General features: G+C 54.8%; 17 protein-coding genes and 1 other RNA gene. 17 read left to right on the top strand and 1 reads right to left on the bottom strand.

The features are described from left to right. The first annotated feature begins 121 nt into the window (after positions 1-121). A complete protein-coding gene (locus tag DQG13_RS30840; RefSeq protein ID WP_258525742.1) occupies positions 122-529 on the top strand; it encodes a YwiB family protein in 408 nt (135 codons plus the stop codon). On the opposite strand, the gene DQG13_RS18045 is transcribed toward DQG13_RS30840, so the two are convergent. Beyond that, complete coding sequence (locus tag DQG13_RS18045) at positions 490-1,719, bottom strand: S8 family peptidase (RefSeq protein WP_113021183.1); 1,230 nt, start codon at positions 1,717-1,719, stop codon at positions 490-492. The two genes, DQG13_RS30840 and DQG13_RS18045, sit on opposite strands and share 40 nt — an antisense overlap. A 430-nt stretch (positions 1,720-2,149) precedes the next feature. Here DQG13_RS18045 and rpoE point away from each other — a divergent pair, with 430 nt between their 5' ends. The 16 genes from rpoE to DQG13_RS17965 all read left to right on the top strand — a co-directional run bounded on the left by rpoE (position 2,150) and on the right by DQG13_RS17965 (position 17,675). Further along, entirely contained in the window at positions 2,150-2,728 is a 579-nt protein-coding gene (gene rpoE / locus DQG13_RS18040; RefSeq protein ID WP_113021182.1) for a DNA-directed RNA polymerase subunit delta, read from the top strand. 248 nt (positions 2,729-2,976) lie between these two features. Next, on the top strand, positions 2,977-4,578 hold the full coding sequence (locus tag DQG13_RS18035) for a CTP synthase (protein WP_113021181.1): 1,602 nt from the start codon (positions 2,977-2,979) through the stop codon (positions 4,576-4,578). A gap of 296 nt (positions 4,579-4,874) precedes the next feature. Beyond that, a complete protein-coding gene (locus DQG13_RS18030; RefSeq protein ID WP_113021180.1) occupies positions 4,875-5,267 on the top strand; it encodes a response regulator in 393 nt (130 codons plus the stop codon). A gap of 296 nt (positions 5,268-5,563) precedes the next feature. Then, complete coding sequence (gene fba / locus DQG13_RS18025; RefSeq protein WP_113021179.1) at positions 5,564-6,421, top strand: class II fructose-1,6-bisphosphate aldolase; 858 nt, start codon at positions 5,564-5,566, stop codon at positions 6,419-6,421. Between the two features lie 736 nt (positions 6,422-7,157). Further along, positions 7,158-8,408 (top strand): UDP-N-acetylglucosamine 1-carboxyvinyltransferase, encoded by a 1,251-nt coding sequence (locus DQG13_RS18020; RefSeq protein WP_113021178.1) that lies wholly within the window; start codon positions 7,158-7,160, stop codon positions 8,406-8,408. Between the two features lie 84 nt (positions 8,409-8,492). Continuing rightward, a complete protein-coding gene (gene rho, locus DQG13_RS18015; protein WP_113021177.1) occupies positions 8,493-9,770 on the top strand; it encodes a transcription termination factor Rho in 1,278 nt (425 codons plus the stop codon). A 41-nt stretch (positions 9,771-9,811) separates the two neighbouring features. Then, positions 9,812-11,083 (top strand): radical SAM family protein, encoded by a 1,272-nt coding sequence (locus tag DQG13_RS18010; protein WP_113021176.1) that lies wholly within the window; start codon positions 9,812-9,814, stop codon positions 11,081-11,083. 131 nt (positions 11,084-11,214) lie between these two features. Beyond that, complete coding sequence (gene rpmE, locus DQG13_RS18005) at positions 11,215-11,412, top strand: 50S ribosomal protein L31 (RefSeq protein ID WP_113021175.1); 198 nt, start codon at positions 11,215-11,217, stop codon at positions 11,410-11,412. Between the two features lie 79 nt (positions 11,413-11,491). Continuing rightward, positions 11,492-11,890 carry a hypothetical protein gene (locus DQG13_RS18000; protein WP_113021174.1) on the top strand — a complete coding sequence of 133 codons (399 nt, stop codon included), beginning with the start codon at positions 11,492-11,494 and terminating at the stop codon, positions 11,888-11,890. Positions 11,891-11,952: 62 nt separating this feature from the next. Continuing rightward, positions 11,953-12,218, top strand: an RNA gene (ffs, locus tag DQG13_RS17995) — signal recognition particle sRNA large type. A gap of 188 nt (positions 12,219-12,406) precedes the next feature. Continuing rightward, positions 12,407-13,816: an ATP-binding protein gene (locus tag DQG13_RS17990; RefSeq protein WP_113021173.1), complete on the top strand. Its 1,410-nt coding sequence runs from the start codon at positions 12,407-12,409 to the stop codon at positions 13,814-13,816. Positions 13,817-14,074: 258 nt separating this feature from the next. Continuing rightward, entirely contained in the window at positions 14,075-15,835 is a 1,761-nt protein-coding gene (gene dnaX, locus DQG13_RS17985) for a DNA polymerase III subunit gamma/tau (RefSeq protein ID WP_113021249.1), read from the top strand. A gap of 64 nt (positions 15,836-15,899) precedes the next feature. Further along, entirely contained in the window at positions 15,900-16,211 is a 312-nt protein-coding gene (locus DQG13_RS17980; RefSeq protein ID WP_113021172.1) for a YbaB/EbfC family nucleoid-associated protein, read from the top strand. A 62-nt stretch (positions 16,212-16,273) separates the two neighbouring features. Further along, positions 16,274-16,870: a recombination mediator RecR gene (recR, locus tag DQG13_RS17975; RefSeq protein ID WP_113021171.1), complete on the top strand. Its 597-nt coding sequence runs from the start codon at positions 16,274-16,276 to the stop codon at positions 16,868-16,870. A gap of 181 nt (positions 16,871-17,051) precedes the next feature. Next, positions 17,052-17,393 (top strand): DUF2508 family protein, encoded by a 342-nt coding sequence (locus DQG13_RS17970; protein ID WP_181592830.1) that lies wholly within the window; start codon positions 17,052-17,054, stop codon positions 17,391-17,393. A 15-nt stretch (positions 17,394-17,408) separates the two neighbouring features. Next, entirely contained in the window at positions 17,409-17,675 is a 267-nt protein-coding gene (locus DQG13_RS17965) for a pro-sigmaK processing inhibitor BofA family protein (protein WP_113021169.1), read from the top strand. Positions 17,676-17,847 lie beyond the last annotated feature (172 nt).

Genomic DNA, 17,847 nt, shown 5'->3' with positions numbered 1-17,847 from the left:
GTTTAAGGGCCTTGCTTGCGCGCGCAAGGGTCTGTACACTAATAGCAGTACACGGAAGAGGAGCCCTCAAGGTGGCTCCTCTTTTTTGGGGAGATGTTCTAAGGAGGCGGACAAATTGGATGTGGAACTGACCATTGCCAGCACAAGCGACAGCGGCAGGGTGGTGCAGCAGGTCCGGGGCAAGCGGTATGTCCGGAACGGGAAGCTGTTCTTTCAATATGAAGAGCCTGAATCGGAAATGGGCAAAATTACCGCGCTTTTGCGCATTGAGCCGGAGGGCAAGGGGGCCATCCGGCTTCTCCGGCAGGGAGGCATCCGGAGCGAGCAGCAGTTCCGTCCGGGGGAGCGTCTGCCCGGCTATTACGATACCCCTCACGGGCGTATGGAAATGGACACCTTTACCCGGAAGCTGTCGGTGACGGCGGTGGGCGGGCTGGAGCAGCTCAGGTGGGAGTATGAGCTGTATATGGGCGGGGAACTGGCCGGAAGCTACCGCCTGGAAATCGGCATCCGCGCCGCGGAGGCTTGAGCTCCGGCACGTGAGCCGGGGGTGCGCGGTTTCTTGCGGGCAACGGCCCGGATCGCCCGGATGGCGTTGACCTCGCCCAGAAAGCCGGCTTTCCGCGCCGTGGAGCTGATGGGCATAGCGGAACGCTGAAGCCCTGCCAGAAGCGAGGAGAGGCCTATTCCCGGCTTCACAGCCATCATCAGGGCGGCTACGCCGCTGATATGGGAGGTGGCCATGGAGGTGCCGGAAAGCTCCTGGTATTTGCCGTTCAGCCAGGTGGACACAATGCGCTCCCCCGGCGCGTAGATATCGATTTGGGTGCTCCGGTTGGTGAAGTGGGCGATCTTCCCGTTCCGCCCTGTAGCGCCCACGGCAATGGCGGTGGGAAAACGCGCCGGGTAGTCGATGATCCCCTTCTTGCCTTCATTGCCCGAAGAGGCGATGATAATGACGCCTTCCTTTGCGGCGTTGCGTACGGCTGCCTCCAGGGCAGGGCTGTAGCTCTTCATGCCGAAGCTCATGTTGATGATGTGGATGCCGTGAGTGACGCACCAGTCGATGCCTTTGACAATATCGGTAACAAAGGATGTGCCGTTATGGTCGAAGGCCTTGACCGCATAGAGTTTGGCGTGGGGCGCCACTCCCGACATGCCCTGGCCCGCTCCTGCGGCGATGGTGCCGCTGATGTGGGTGCCGTGGCCGTTGTCGTCCAGAGGGGGGAGATGGCGGTGGATCAGATTGATGCCGCCGGCGATGGAATCCCGCAGATCCGGATGGGCAAAGTCCACGCCGGTATCGATGACGCCAATCCGGATTTCACGGCCTGTCGCCGTTTTCCAGGCCAGGGGAGCCTGAATGTGGCGGATGCCCCAGGGAATGAAGGGTTTGTTTCGGGTGAAGCTGGCCTGGCGGCGGATTTCTCCGGGGGACAGCCGGGTGGCCTTTTCCTGGATGACAGCCAGCGGATGATCCGGCTCCACCCCCTCCACCTGGGGATGGTTCAGGAAAGCCTTGGGGGATTGCAGGTGGAGGAAGACGGCATTAATAAGGGGAAGGGCTTCAACTTGATTTGCCGGGCTGCGCCCGGTCGCCTGGAGCTCTCGGACAATATCCCGGCAATTGGCAGAGGACCGGAGCCGGATGAGATATCGTGCCGATGATTCCCCAAACCCGCGGAGCTCCTCTTCCATCAGTTCGGTGAGCGTTGGCATCGTCAAGGCGGACCCCTCCTCAAGCAGTTGGCGCAAAAATACATGCGTAGATAATGCTGTATCTTATGAACGGTCCGGCTGGTACGCACATGCAAGCGCCTTATTCCCGCAAAATGAGCGGATACCCGTGTCAAACCGGCGGTCCCCACATAGGATATAGGGAGAGGGCAGCAATGCCTGCTCTCGTTATGCATCAAGGGAGGATAGGCGCATGCCTGCCTCGGACGGGGTACAGTCATAAGCGGAGGCGCTGTCGGGGCGCCTCTGCTTATTTCTTGGGGAAATACACGGTTCGCGGCAAAAGCCGGTGAAAGATGCCCGTGGGCGGGTTTTCAGACACGGCCCAAGCAACCGCTTGCTTTTTTACATAAAATAGGGTTTACTTATATGAAGATAAAGGCGAGACTGTAGGAAGGGCGTGTACACGTACATGAACGAATATCTTTCAAAACTGACACCGGAGCAGGCCAGCGAAGTGCCCATGGTGGATTTGGCATTCAATATTTTGAAGGCTGCCAATACTCCTTTTTATTACCGGGACCTTATGAACGAGGTGGCCAAAATCAAGGGGTATACCGAAGAGGATGTGCTCCGGCTGATTGCCCAGTTGTATACGGAGATTAACGTGGACGGCCGTTTCGCTTGCGTAGGCAACAACCTGTGGGGGCTGAAGCGCTGGTACCCCGTTGACAATAAAGAAGGCGAGATGGGCGGCACCAAACGTCCCCGCATCATTAATGACGACGATGACGATCTGGACGAAGAGGAATATATCGACGAGGAAGAGGAAACCTTCCCGGCAGAGGAAGAGGACTTCGACTCCTTCGACGAAGACCACGAGGAAGTGGTGGAGGAAGAGGACGATATGTTCGCTCCCGACGAGATCGAAGAAGAGCTGGATGAGGCCGAGGATATTCAGGATCTGGATGAGGAATTGGACGAGCCGGAGGAAGAGGACCCGGAGTTCGAGGACGACCTGGATGAAGGCGATGACGACGACGATAAATAAGCTGCATTTTTCCCGTTTTGGCGGGGCGTGTCGATAGACGTTCTTTTTTACCGCGCAACCTTGACACGCTCATGCGAAAGAGGGTAATATATTGCATGGGCTTTGGATTTGATGATCCGAAAGCGAGATCAATGACCAATTGAAAGTGCCCCGTCTTTTTGGCGGGTCACTTTTTATTTTTGCCCAAGCGGACCTGATCCATATTGAACAAAAAATTATGCGCATGATCATGCAGGGGGTTAAAACTTGTGACGAAGTATATTTTTGTGACGGGCGGTGTTGTATCTTCCTTAGGCAAAGGCATTACGGCGGCGTCTTTGGGAAGACTTCTGAAAAACCGGGGATTGAAGGTCACCATTCAGAAGTTTGATCCGTACATCAACGTGGACCCGGGTACCATGAGCCCGTATCAGCACGGTGAAGTATTCGTGACGGATGACGGGGCGGAGACAGATTTGGACCTGGGGCACTACGAGCGGTTCATCGACATCAACCTGTCCAAGAACAGCAACGTTACCACGGGCAAAATTTATTCCTCAGTCATCACCAAGGAGCGTCGCGGCGAGTATCTGGGCGGCACTGTGCAGGTTATTCCCCACATCACCAATGAGATTAAGGACCGGGTATTCCGCGCCGGCCGGGAGGCTCAATCCGATGTGGTCATTACGGAAATCGGCGGCACTGTCGGCGATATCGAAAGTCTGCCGTTTCTGGAGGCCATCCGCCAGATCAAGAGCGATATTGGCCGGGATAATGTGATGTACATCCATGTTACGCTGATTCCTTACCTGAAGGCGGCGGGCGAGGTCAAGACCAAACCTACCCAGCACAGCGTTAAGGAGCTGCGCAGCATCGGCATCCAGCCTAACGTAATTGTCTGCCGCACCGAGCACACCCTCTCCGAGGATCTGAAGCGCAAGATCGGCCTGTTCTGCGATATCGACGCCAATGCGGTGATCGAATGCATCGATGCCGATACCCTGTATGACGTGCCTTTGATGATGCGCGAGCAAGGGCTCGACGATATTGTAGTCAATCATTTGAAGCTCTCCACCAATGCGCCGGATATGACCGAATGGGAAGCCATGGTGCAAAAGGTGAAGCAGCTGAAGCATACCACCGAGATCGCCATTGTCGGCAAATATGTGGCGCTGCATGACGCGTATTTGTCCATTGTGGAAGCACTCTCCCACGCCGGCTTCGCCTGCGATTCGGAAGTGAAGATCCGTTGGGTCAACGCCGAGGATGTATACGAGCATAACGTGGGCGAGCTTCTGGGCGGCGTTGCCGGCATTCTGGTGCCCGGCGGCTTCGGCGACCGGGGCATTGAAGGCAAGATCATGGCCATCAAGTATGCCCGCGAAGAGCGGATTCCGTTCTTCGGCATTTGTCTGGGCATGCAGGTGGCTGTGGTGGAATTCGCCCGCAATGTGCTGGGTCTGGACGGCGCCAACAGCTCCGAGATTAACCCGACCACCGGCTATCCGGTGATCGACCTGCTGCCGGAGCAGAAGGATATTGAGGATCTGGGCGGCACCATGCGCCTTGGCCTGTACCCCTGCAAGATCGCTTCCGGCTCTTTGGCCGAGGCTTGTTATGCCGATGAATTGGTGTACGAGCGCCACCGCCACCGGTACGAGTTCAACAATGCTTACCGCGATGCCATGGAGCAAAAGGGCCTGCGCATTTCCGGCACGTCTCCGGACGGACGCCTTGTGGAGATGATCGAGCTTCCCGACCATCCGTGGTTCCTGGCTGTTCAATTCCATCCCGAATTTACTTCCCGCCCCAACCGTCCGCAGGCGTTGTTCCGGGAGTTTGTTAAAGTTGCCTTTACATTGTCCCATTGATGCTGCTCCGCTCCGCACAGGATTTCTGCGCGGAGCGGAAGTTTTTGAAATAGGGGGGATCGCACAAAGGAATGACGTTTCGGCAAACGCTTACATTATGGTTTTGTCCATCTTCTCAAATTGCCTTTAACCTGCACAATCTCCTTCGGAGAGGCGATTTTCTCACAATTTTGAAGAAATCCTCGAAGCAATGCAGGAATTTGCTCAAGGAATAGCGAATGTTATACCCATTCATTGGAATTGATGGCTTTATTCGCCGAAGAAGCTGTTGTATTGCAAGATAGGGAGGGTATGCAGTGGACAAGAAGAAGATTCTGATTGTGGATGACCAGAACGGAATTCGCATCCTGCTGATGGAAGTCTTCAATGTGGAAGGCTATCAGACGTATCAAGCCTCCAATGGCAAGCTTGCTCTGGAAATCGTCCGAAAAGAATCGCCGGATCTGGTGCTTCTGGACATGAAAATTCCGGGTATGGACGGCCTTGATATTCTCAAGCATATCAAACAGATCGATTCGTCCATCAAGGTGATTATGATGACGGCTTATGGGGAGCTGGACATGATCAAGGAAGCCACGGATTTGGGGGCGTTGACTCATTTCACCAAGCCCTTTGACATTGATGAGCTCCGGCTGGCCGTGAACACGGAGCTGCGGCATTTCGGGCCGAACAACAGCTTCGCCATCTAACCGGGCAGAGCGCAGGAGAACTCTGCTTTACCCTTATGATCCTGTCGGCAGGATCATTTTTTTTGGGATTTTGTGAAAAGGATGCCCCCGCAATGCTCTGCATGGCATTGCAGGAAGCGGAAGAGTAGTCTGCGTGCTGACTGGGGACACTAGCCAACAGCCTCCCTGAAGCGGATGAAGGGCTTTATTCCCTTCACGCGGCGCAGGCAGAAGGTTTTTTGCGGGCTTGGTTACACATGGCAGGGTTGTATGATATAATGTTGCAGATGATTGAAAACAGATAGGAGGAAACCTGCATGTCTTTATTAGTTTCGATGAATGAGTTCCTTCCGCAGGCAAAAGCAGGCAAGTATGCGGTAGGCCAATTCAACATGAACAACCTTGAGTTTGCCCAAGCTATTACTGAAGCGGCCATGGAGCTGAAATCCCCGATTATCTTCGGTGTCAGCGAAGGCGCCCTGAAGTACATGGGCATTGAGTACACCGTAGCTCTTGCGGAAGCCTCCGCCAAGAAGTCCGGTTTGCCCATCGCTCTCCACCTGGACCACGGCAGCAGCTTTGAGGTTGCTATGAAGTGTATCCGCGCCGGCTTCAGCTCCGTTATGTTCGACGGCTCCCATTACTCCTATGAGGAGAATGTCCGTCTGACCAAGGAAATTGTTAAAGTGGCTCATGCCATGGGCGTTTCCGTCGAAGGCGAGCTGGGCACTATCGGCGGCACTGAAGACGACATCAGCCATGACGAAGCCAGCGCTCAATTGGCCAAGCCGGAAGAAGCCCTGCGTTTCTATGAAGAGACCAAGGTTGACGCTTTGGCGATTGCGGTTGGCACCGCTCACGGCATGTATAAAGGCGAAGTTAAGATTCATAACGATATCATTGAAAAGGTTGCAGCCGCGATTCCGATCTCCATCGTGCTGCACGGCGGCTCCGGCGTGCCGGACGAGCTCATCGCCCAAGCAATTGCCGCAGGCGCCACCAAGATTAACGTAAACACCGAGAACCAAGTTGCCGGTACTGCCGCGATCCGCGAGGTGCTTGCCAAGGATTCCAAGGTGTATGATCCCCGCAAATATCTGACGCCTGCCCGCAACGCCATGATCGACGTGGTGAAGTCCAAGATTAAGCTGTTCGGCAGCGCCGGCAAAGCCTAATCTGTTTTCCGTAATGTGACATAATTCGGAAAGGGAAAGCATCCATTTCTTACAGGTGCCTTCCCTTTCTATTGTTATGGGAACCTTGCCGTCCGTCTAATGCTGTCGCAATTGATAGAATGATTGATATATCAGCCTCATTTTCCTGCCTCAATGTTTACCATGTCCCCCAGGCGGCAGATTCGTTTGCTGCGAAACGCCCAACGGCGTACAAGTCCCTTACATACACAGGTTTGGTATGCTTCTGCTCATGAGACAGTGCGATTATCTCGGCAAAAAGGTTGGTGGTGCGCCGATATGATTTGATAGGCTGGCTATATCAGGTTAGGAGAAGGACCTCAGTCTGGCTTTTTGCCTATTCAGGCGATTCGGGGGCTTCCCTGGCTTTATCCGGCCTGTACTGCTGCCAGTGTTCAGCATGATAGCGGACAGCAAATGTATGCTAATTGATAGTTTGTTAAGGAAATAGGGAAATAACGTACATGAAATGTTCGCTAAACCTCGGAAATCCCTCCAAATTCGGTGGAAAGGGCGGATAGCGTACATTTTGTGGCTCTTATTTGGTAAAAACGGTCTGGTAAGGCCGGATAACAGACAATTTGTGGCGCTTACATTTTTGAGAGGGCGCCAGGCTCAGCGAATGCTTACGAAGTAAGTTTTGTCTCCGACAAAACTCAGCCTATGCTTACGAAGTAAGTTTTGTCTCCGACAAAACTCTCAGGAGGAAAAGGTGCACATGCAGAAACTGATGATCGCAGGCGGCTCGCCCTTGCGGGGAACCGTCACCATCAGCGGCGCCAAAAACAGCGCCCTTGCTTTAATCCCGGCTGCGCTCCTTGCGGAGTCTCCCGTCACCTTGGATAATTTGCCCGTGTTAAGCGATGTCTCCATCTACCGGGAGCTTCTGGTGGAGCTGGGGGCGGAAGTGGACTGGCAGGGAGACCAGATGACCATTGACCCCTCCGCTTTAAAGTCGGTGCCCATGCCCAACGGGAATGTCAAAAAGCTTCGTGCCTCCTACTATTTGATGGGCGCGCTCCTGGGACGGTTCGGTGAAGCCGTAATCGGCCTGCCGGGCGGCTGCAATTTTGAACCGCGGCCCATCGACCAGCATATTAAGGGATTTGAAGCCCTGGGCGCCAGGGTAAGCAATGAATACGGCGCCATCCACATTCAAGCCAAGGAACTGCGCGGCGCGAAGATTTACCTGGACGTGGTCAGCGTCGGCGCCACCATTAACATCATGCTGGCAGCCTCCCGTGCCAAAGGCGTGACTTTAATCGAAAATGCGGCCAAAGAGCCTGAAATTATAGATGTTGCCACATTGCTGAACAATATGGGAGCCTGCATCAAGGGGGCGGGAACCGAAACCATTCGGGTGGAGGGAGTCAGCGAGATGCACGGCTGCCGCCATTCCATCATTCCCGACCGGATTCAGGCGGGCACCTACATGATTGCCGCCGCGGCCACCCGGGGCGATGTGATCGTGGACAATATTATTCCGAAGCATATGGAAGCGGTCACGGCCAAGCTGCGGGAGATGGGCGTCCAGATTACCGAGATGGATGAAGCCATTCGGGTGCTGGGCCAGCCGAGCTACCAGGCGGTGGACGTAAAGGCGCTGGTGTATCCCGGCTTCGCTACGGACATGCAATCGCCTATGGCCAGCCTTTTGACCCAGGCCAGCGGCACAAGCCTTCTCACCGATTATGTGTACAACAACCGCTTCAAGCATGTTCCCGAGCTGGTGCGGATGGGGGCGAAAATCAAGGTGGAGGGCAGGACGGCCATTATTGAGGGCACCGTATTGTCCGGGGCCAAGGTGAAGGCTGCCGACCTGCGGGCCGGCGCAGCTTTGGTGGTCGCCGCTCTGACTGTGCCCGACGGCGGGCTGACCGAGGTGGCCGGTGTGGAATATATCGACAGAGGCTATGACAATCTGGTAGAGAACCTCAGCCTTCTGGGGGCCAAGGTCTGGCGGGAATAAGGGCTGGGCAATTGGGGTAAACTGGTTAAGCGTATTGTGTACGAACCGGAATAAAAAAATTAATAGAGTGTGGTGGTTGATGAGATGGATATGCAACTGGCGGAGCTTCAGACGCTGAAGCTCACTGAATTGTACAAAATGGCCAAACTTCATCAGATTCCTTATTATGGCCAAATGAAGAAAAAAGAACTGATTTTTGCGATCCTGCGGGCCCAGGCGGAAAAGGGCGGCCTGATGTTTATGGAGGGGGTGCTGGACATCCTCCAGGAGGGCTTCGGTTTCCTCCGGCCCATCAACTATTTGCCCAGCGCGGAGGACATTTATATCTCCGCTTCGCAAATCCGCAAATTTGACCTGCGCTCCGGCGACGTGGTCTCCGGCAAGTGCCGTCCCCCCAAGGAAAACGAGCGGTATTTCGGATTGCTCCAGGTGGAAGCGGTGAATGGCGAGAAGCCGGAAACGGCGGCGGAACGGCTGCACTTTCCCGCTTTGACCCCGCTTTATCCCCAGAAAAAAATCGTTCTGGAAACCAACCCTACCCAGCTGTCCACCCGGGTTATGGATCTTCTGGCTCCCGTCGGCATGGGCCAGCGCGGCCTGATCGTGGCCCCGCCCAAGGCAGGCAAAACCCTGCTGCTGAAGGAAATCGCCAACAGCATTTCCACCAATTATCCCGATGTGGAGCTGTTTGTGCTGCTGATCGACGAGCGGCCTGAGGAAGTAACGGATATGCAGCGGTCGGTCAAAGGCGAGGTTGTGGCCTCCACCTTCGACGAGCTGCCGGAGAATCATATCAAGGTAGCGGAGCTGGTGCTGGAACGGGCCCAGCGGCTGGTTGAGCATAAGAAGGACGTGGTGATTCTGCTGGACAGCATCACCCGGCTGGCACGAGCGTACAACCTGGTTGTGCCTCCAACAGGACGGACTTTGTCCGGCGGTATTGACCCGGGGGCGTTTCACCGGCCCAAGCGCTTTTTTGGCGCGGCCCGCAACATCGAGGAGGGCGGCAGCCTGACCATTCTGGCCACTGCCCTCATCGAAACCGGCTCGCGGATGGATGACGTCATCTACGAGGAGTTCAAAGGCACCGGCAACCTGGAGCTGCATCTGGACCGGAAGCTGGCGGAGAAGCGGATTTTCCCTGCCATCGATATCCGCAAATCCGGCACCCGCCGGGAAGAAATGCTCCTGGCCAAGGAGGAGCTGGAGAAAATCTGGGCGCTGCGCAAAAATATGCAGGACACCCATGAGTTTACCGAAGCCTTCCTGAAGCGGCTCAGTGAAGCCAAGACCAATCAGGAGTTCCTGGAGAATCTGGACCCCACCGGCAACATCCGGAAGTCCAAAACCTCGGTTTCCTAAAACCTTGTTCTTGCAGAATGAAAAAGGAGGCAGCAGCATTGATGCGACTGGTATACGCCGACCGGGACGGCAAGGTCTATGACCATCCCGACTGCGAGGCGTTGGGGCGCAGCGGCGATATGATTGTCGATCTGTTGGAGGATGAGCTGATTCCTCTGCCTGAAGGAGCGACGCTAGTCAGCCTGCCCTGCACCCGTCCCGTGTATGCCGATCCGGCAACCGGAGACATGAAGGTGATGCAGGGCGAGTATAACGCTGTTGGAGCGCTTTTGCCCCAGGGCTATACCCGGCTTCTGATCCCCGCCTACATCAAATCGGACAAAACCGCAGTGCTCCCGCTGTTCGGCTATACTGCCGTAGTCTGGAAGGATGACGGCTTCTATGTTGCCGCCGAACAATGCGACGATCCCTATAAATGGAATCCCAATACCTGCGATCCCTGGGAGCTGAAGCGGAAAGTCCGTCAGCTGACGGAGCAATATCCAGAGAATCGGCTCTACACCCACCTGTCCCACTGCGCGCTGGAATACCAGTGCCTGACCGCCTCCAATACCTTCCTGGGCCGTTGGGAGGGCGGAGTGCCGGTATCGTATTCCTGCAACGCAGGCTGCTTCGGCTGCATCTCCGAGCAGGATGAGGACAGCGCTTTTGTGGCGCCGCAGACGCGGATGAACTTCAAGCCCACTGTGGACGAGCTGGTGGAGCTGATGCTGCAGCATTTGAAAACGCCGGAATCCATCATCAGCTTCGGGCAAGGCTGCGAGGGGGAACCCTCCACCCAGGCCCCTCTGATCATCCAGGCCATCAAGCGGGTCAGAGAGATTACCTCTGTCGGCTATATCAATATGAATACCAACGCCGGGCTCACGGATCATATCCGCGGCATCGTGGATGCGGGGCTGGATTTGATCCGGGTAAGCACCATCAGCGCATTGGATGATCACTATAATGCTTACTACCGGCCCAGGGGCTACAGCCTGGCCAACGTAGAAAAATCCCTGCGTTATGCCGCGGACAAAGGGGTGGTTACCTCCATCAACTACCTGGTGTTCCCCGGAGTCAGCGACAGGGAAGAGGAAATTGAGGCGATGGTGGGATTGGCCCAGCGGACAGACCTGAAGCTGATCCAGCTGCGCAATCTCAATATTGACCCGGAGAGCTACCTGGGGCTTATTCCCAAACCCCGGGGAGAGATTCTGGGCATGAAGCAGATGTTGGAGATTTTCCGCGCGGAATTGCCCGGCACGAAGATCGGCTCGTACACCCACACGCCGGAGAGCCTGGCGCAGAAGGATATCTTTTTGTCGAAATAGCCGCGGACTCGCCCTCGAAAAGTATTGCTTTCCCAAAAGGGTCTATGCTACAATACCGCTATGTGTCAATTTAACTCTGGTTCGTGGACACTCCCCTTACGAGGAACCAGGGCAGAAAGAGGTGAATGAACATGAAAGAAGCGATTCATCCGAAGTATTATGCAGCCACGGTGACCTGCGCATGCGGCAACACCTTCGAATCCGGCTCCGTGAAGCAAAATCTTCGCGTCGAAATCTGCTCCAACTGCCATCCTTTCTACACCGGCAAGCAGAAGTTCGTGGATGTTGGCGGACGCGTGGATAAATTCAAAAAGAAATACGGCATCTAAGCCTTCCACTATTTACCTGTGGCTGGAACGAATAAGCGCACCTCCCGGGGCTAACCTAAGCCCTGAGGAGGTGTTTTTTATGTTTATTAAACCCTTGCCCGCCTTCTGCTGCGTTCTTCTGGCTGCGGCAATGGTAACCGCTTGCGGCGCCGGTTCCGGAGAAAGCAGGATTCGAAGCTACAGCGGCGGCGCTGCTCCCGTTGAAGCGGCTGCCGGCTCCGCGGCTTCCATCCATTCCGGAGCCCGCTCCTATGCGGCGGATGCGAAAACATTGAAGGAATCCATTGCCCGCATCCCCGGAGTAACCGGCTCCTCGGTGCTGTTCAACGGGCTCACCGCTTTTATTACGCTTCATCTGGACAAGACTATTGATATAGAGGAGTCCATGAACATCCGCAAACATGCCCAGGAGACACTGGAGCAGCTGCTCCCTCAATATGAGGTCAGGGTATCGGTGGAAAAAAACCATATTTTTTAGAGAGGATGCCAATTTCTGCGGACAGTTGCGTTCATCCCGGGAATCCGCTATACTTATCAATACCGTGCTAGACGGGGAGGTAGCGGTGCCCTGTAACCCGCAATCCGCTATAGCGGGGTTGAATTCCTGGTTTGAGGTCTTGTAATGTGGGGTCTGACGTCTGCACGTAGTGTTGACGGCCGGGTCCTCCGCAATGGATACTTGTGAACCCGGTCAGGTCCGGAAGGAAGCAGCCGTAAGCAAGATTTTCCATGTGCCGGAGGGCAGCCTAGCCTGAGCCAACGACAGATGTTCCGCCCGGATTGCCTGCCCGAGAACAGGTGCACGGTTCCTATATTGCATATTGGAGGCACTCCATTGCGGGGTGCTTTTATTAATTTTGACATGCTTTTTAAAAAATTGATTTGCCAATAGAAGGAAATTGTAATTATGAAGAGAACTCTATAAATTGTTAATCTCCGAACGTGATGAATCTGGCTTAGCTGCTGTCCATATAGCAGGGGGGTGTACAATCTTATGCAAGAGGCCTTGATTTACTACGCCATATCAGAGGAGAAGCTCCAGTATTACCTTGATCAATTGTATAAGCATGCTGTGGCCGTAATTGACGGGAACGATTGCCTGTACTGCTGCAACCGGGTATTCCTAGAGATGACAGGCTATACGCAAAACCAGTTGCTCGGGGAAAATGTCGGCAGATTTTTGGAAATACCGTCCATGTCCAATGGCCGTGAATTGGAGCAGGGCCATTCGCTGCTGCTGCGGGATTACGCAGGAAGGGGGATAACCAGCCGGTATTTTCAGGGAAGATTTACGGGACCGAACGGAGAGGAATTCACCATGCTGCATTTGCAAGATTTAAAGCCGGGCGATGACTTGAATCTGCTGCAGCAGTTTGCAGGGACACTCCTGCAGGATATCAATTTGGGTGTGCTTTTGTTCGATACGGACTACAAGCTCATCGACATTAGCGATATGGCATGCCGGATTTTCGGAATTGAGCGCGGCAAGGTAATCAACAAACTGCTGTCGGAGGTTTTTCACGAGCTTCCCGAGGAGCATCAGCCTATGCCGAAGGGCATCTTCGAGGGGATTCTTTACCGCAATCATGCTTTGTCCTGGACCAATAACGGCGAGCGCTACGAGCTTTTGGTGGACTCCAATATTTTGCGGGACCACGCCGGGCGGATTCAGGGCGGGTATGTAACCTTTAAGGATGTGACCAATCTGCGCTCGCTGGAGGAGCAGGTGCAGCGCAACGACCGGCTTTCCATGATCGGCCAGATTGCGGCGGGTACGGCCCATGAAATCCGCAATCCGTTGACATCCATTAAGGGGTTCCTGCAGATGTTCCGCAATACTTTCATCGAGAAGGAGATGGACAAGGAGAAGAGCTACGCCGACATTATGCTTATGGAGATCGACCGGATCAATGAGCTTGTGAACGAATTTTTGCTTCTGAGCAAGCACAAAAATGTCAACTATGAGCTGGTGGATATTCCCTTGGTACTGAAGGAGATTATGCCGATCATTCACAGTGAGGCTACCTTGCACGACATTACCGTCCAGCAGTTTGTGGCAGAGGGGCTTCCCCGGGTGATCGCGGACCGGGAGATGCTGAAGCAGGTCTTTCTGAATATCAGCAAAAACGGGATTGAAGCCATGTCCGGCGAAGGGGTTCTGACGGTGCAGGTCAAGCGGGATGTGGTTGAGAACAGGCTCCTTATCGATATCCATGATACAGGGCCGGGTATTCCCCATTTTGTCGTGGACAAAATCTTCGATCCGTTCTTTACCACCAAACCCAACGGAACGGGACTGGGCTTATCCGTGTGCCAGCGGATTATCCATGATATCGGCGGCATTATCCGCGTTTCCTCCAAAGGCTTTGGCACGACCTTTACAGTAAGTATCCCTATACCCTAATCCTGTAATTATTTAGATTAATACATAATTATAAGCATTATTTGTATCTAAAAAGGAAGACTGGCAGCCGCAGGGGGGCGCCGGTCTTTTTTTGCCGAAGAACGCCGGCAGGCGTTTATTGCCGCATGGCCGGAAGCGGGCGATTGGCGGATGCTTTCTGGAAGAAAGGTCGCCTCCTGTGGTATAATGTTGAAACGAATGACTGCAGGGCCCGGTTGTCTTAAAGCCGGAGCCGCCTACGGAAACGGAGAGGAAATCATGGCTCATAAAGCGTTGTACCGCACGTGGAGACCCCAGCTTTTCGGGGATGTGGTGGGACAGCAGCATATTATCCGTACTCTGCAGAACTCGCTGAAAGAGGGCAGACTCTCCCACGCCTATTTGTTTAACGGCCCCCGCGGCACCGGCAAAACAACCATTGCCAAGCTGCTGGCCAAAGCCGTCAACTGCCGCCAGGGTCCCGGCGCAGAGCCGTGCAACGCCTGTCCTTCCTGCCTGGCCATCACGGAAGGCTCGGAGATCGGGGTGCTGGAAATCGACGCCGCCTCCAACCGGGGGATCGATGAGATCCGCAATCTCCGGGACAAGATGATTTTTGCCTATACCGAGGTCCGGCATAAGGTATATATCATTGACGAGGTTCATATGCTCACCACCGAGGCCTTCAATGCCCTTCTGAAGACATTGGAGGAGCCGCCTCCCAATGTGATGTTCATTCTGGCGACTACGGAGCCGCACCGCATTCCGGCGACGATTATTTCCCGGTGCCAGCGCTTTGATTTCCGGAGAATTCCGTTGGAGGAGGAGGTTGGCCGGCTGCTTGAGGTATGCCGCGAGGAGGGTGTGAATCTCCAAACGGAAGCGGCCCAATACATTGCCCGCCTGTCCGAGGGCGGCATGCGGGATGCGCTGAGCCTGCTGGACCAAATTATCTCCTTTACGGGCAACACCATCAGCTATGAGGATGCGGTTGCCATGACGGGGGGCATTGCCGGCGAGCGGTTCGCCGAGCTGGCTGCCTATATCCGCGAAGGCGACAGCGGCCAGGCGCTCAGCTGGATCAGCCAACTGATGCAGGAAGGCAAAAGCGCGGACCGCTGCATGGAGAATCTGCTGCTTTATTTCCGCGATATTCTGATGATTAAAATGGTTCCCGGCTCCCAGACCGTTACGGAACGGGTCTTGGATATTGCCCGGTTTAAGGCCATGGCGGAGACCTTTTCCGCAGACCGCCTTTTTTCCATTATGGAAGTGCTGAACCATTTTCAGAATGAAATGAAATATTCCACCCAGCCGCAAACCTTGTTCGAGGTGGCGGTATTGAAGCTGTGTACCCTGGCTTCGCCGGGTGAAACCGTTGTCCCTAAGGCCGAGTCGCCTTCAGCGGCGGCTCCTGCAGCCGGACCGGCCGGCAATGAGGAGCTCCAGCTGCTGAAGCGGCGGATCGGCCAACTGGAGGAGCAGCTGGCCGGGCTGCTGCGGAATCCGCCTGCGGCAGGAAGCCCGCAGCCTGCGGCCAGCCGTTCCGCGGGCCAGTCGCCCGGTGGACGCGCTTCCGCGCCTGCCGTCCGCAGATCAACCATCAAGCTGGACGGTTTTGTGAAGGAAGGCCAGTCATCTTTCTTCAAGCAGGTGATGGCCAAATGGAGCCAAGTCCTGGCAGGCGTCAAGGAAGCCCGGATTACGGTCCATGCCTGGCTGGTGGATGGCGAGCCTGTGGCTAGCCAGGAGGACCAGGTGCTGGTTGCCTTCAAAAGCCCCATGCACCGGGAAACCACCGAAAAGCCTGCCAACAAGCAGGTGATTGAACAGGTGCTGGACCAGGTTCTTGGGCAGCCGGTACGATTGGCTACGGTGATGATGAACGAGTGGAAGGAAGCCCAATCCTCGGGCGCCGGACAGGCGCAGCCGGAGGAGCTGAAGCTGGAGCAGGAAGTCTCCCAACCGGCAGAAGGCGAATGGGTGCAGGAAGCGGTGAAGCTGTTCGGGGAGGATCTTGTCCGCATCAGGGAAGACTGATCTTATAACTCCCAAAAATGAAGGCAAGCGTTGAGAATCCACTAAGGCAAAGGAGCGAATCAATATGAATAACATGAACCAGATGATGAAGCAAGTGAAAAAGATGCAGGAGCAAATGATGAAGGCCCAGGAGGAGCTGGGCACCAAAACGGTTGAAGGCACCGCCGGCGGCGGAGTGGTTACCGCTGTAGTAAACGGGCATAAGAAAGTGATGTCCATCGCCATCAAGCCGGAGGCTGTTGATCCGGAGGATGTGGAGATGCTCCAGGACTTGGTGCTTACTGCTGTGAATGACGCCTTGAATCAAGTCGACGAGCTGGCCAACAAGGATATGGGCAAGTTCACCGGCGGCATGAAAATCCCCGGGCTGTTCTAACGTTTTTTCCGTCGCAGATGTGATGGCGCGGGACCATTTTAACAAAAGAAGGGGCTGCTGGCTTGTTTTACCCGGAACCTTTAGCGAAACTGATTGACTCCTTTACCCGCCTTCCGGGTATCGGCCCCAAAACGGCCGGACGCCTGGCCTTCTTTGTATTGAATATGAAGGAGGAGGAGGTCCTGGAATTTGCCAAGGCGCTGGTGAATGTGAAGCGCAATCTCCATTATTGCTCCTCCTGCTGCAACATTACGGATGTGGACCCGTGCCGGATCTGTCAGGACAAAACCCGGGACAGCTCTGTGATTTGCGTTGTCCAGGAATCCAAGGATCTGGTGGCCATGGAACGCACCAAGGAATTTCGCGGCTACTACCATGTGCTTCACGGGGCGATTTCTCCTATGGAGGGGATCGGGCCCGATGATATTTATATTGCCGAGCTGCTCAAACGTCTAGGCGACGATAAGGTGCAGGAGCTGATTCTGGCCACCAACCCCAATATTGAGGGAGAGGCAACCGCCATGTATCTCTCGCGGCTGGTCCGTCCCTTCGGCATCAAGGTGACGCGGATTGCCCACGGGCTGCCGGTAGGCGGAGATTTGGAATATGCAGACGAGGTGACGCTCACCAAGGCGCTGGAAGGGCGCCGGGAGCTCTAGTTCGGATTTTCATCATTTTCATCTCAGCAAGAAGACCGGGAGGTCTTCTTTTTTTGTGCAAATTCAGGTATGAGGGGGCGTCAGAAACCTTTCCGGTCGAGTTTGTGTTCTAAACCTTCTTGAGATTGCCATATATCTAGAAAGAAGGACATGCCGGTTTGCCGGAAAGGAGATGTTGAGCATGAGGTGGCTGCCAAAGTGGAAGGTCAATGTGCAAATGCGGATGGAGGAGCCTGCATTTCTGGATAAGGTGGGGATGCATCGGGAAATCCGCAAAGCCCACTTGGAATGGACGACTGCGCATCAGCGTTTGGAGTGGGTGGTGGAAAAGGATCAGATTGATTATGCCATTTACGCTCTGGAAGCGGCGGAAAAGCGCTACATTATGCTTTTGCGGCAGGCCAAGCTGATGCAATGGGAGGACGGGCTTCTGGTGGCGACGCAAGCCCAGAGGCTGCATTCGCCTGAAGGCAAAGGGAGTGGGACATCCAAAAGAAACGGAGGCCAAGCGGCCAGTTCCTGACGGGAGGGGTTCTACATGGAATATTTGTGGTGGGCGGTATTTCTTCTGTCCCTTTCTTCGCTGGTGCTGCTCGTGCTCCGCAACCATGGCGCGGCTGCCTGGTTGAAAACCTTGGGGCTTCATGTAATCGCTGCGGCGATTCTGCTTTATGCCGTAAACTGGGTGGGGGGAAGGTATATGTTTCAGGTGCCGATCAATGCTTATACGCTGTCTACCATAGGCGTTCTCGGCATCCCGGGCTTGGCTTTGCTGGTAGCGCTGAAGCTGACAATTGTTCGTTAGTGGTTTTCCGAAAAAAAGAGTTGCATTCTTCATACGCGCTATGGTATCATCAAATTCCTGCCGCTGGGACAAGCTATACAGCGGAGGGGCAAGAAAGCAAGGCGAGCATGAGCTTTGAAAAATAATGCTTGCAAAGATGTAAGGCGATGTGGTATATTAAAAAAGTCGCCTC

This window comes from Paenibacillus sp. YN15 (assembly GCF_003285005.1).
Lineage (GTDB): Bacteria > Bacillota > Bacilli > Paenibacillales > NBRC-103111 > Paenibacillus_AR.
The sequence above is the reverse complement of the archived record's forward strand: the minus strand, read 5'-3'. Positions and strand labels throughout refer to the sequence as shown.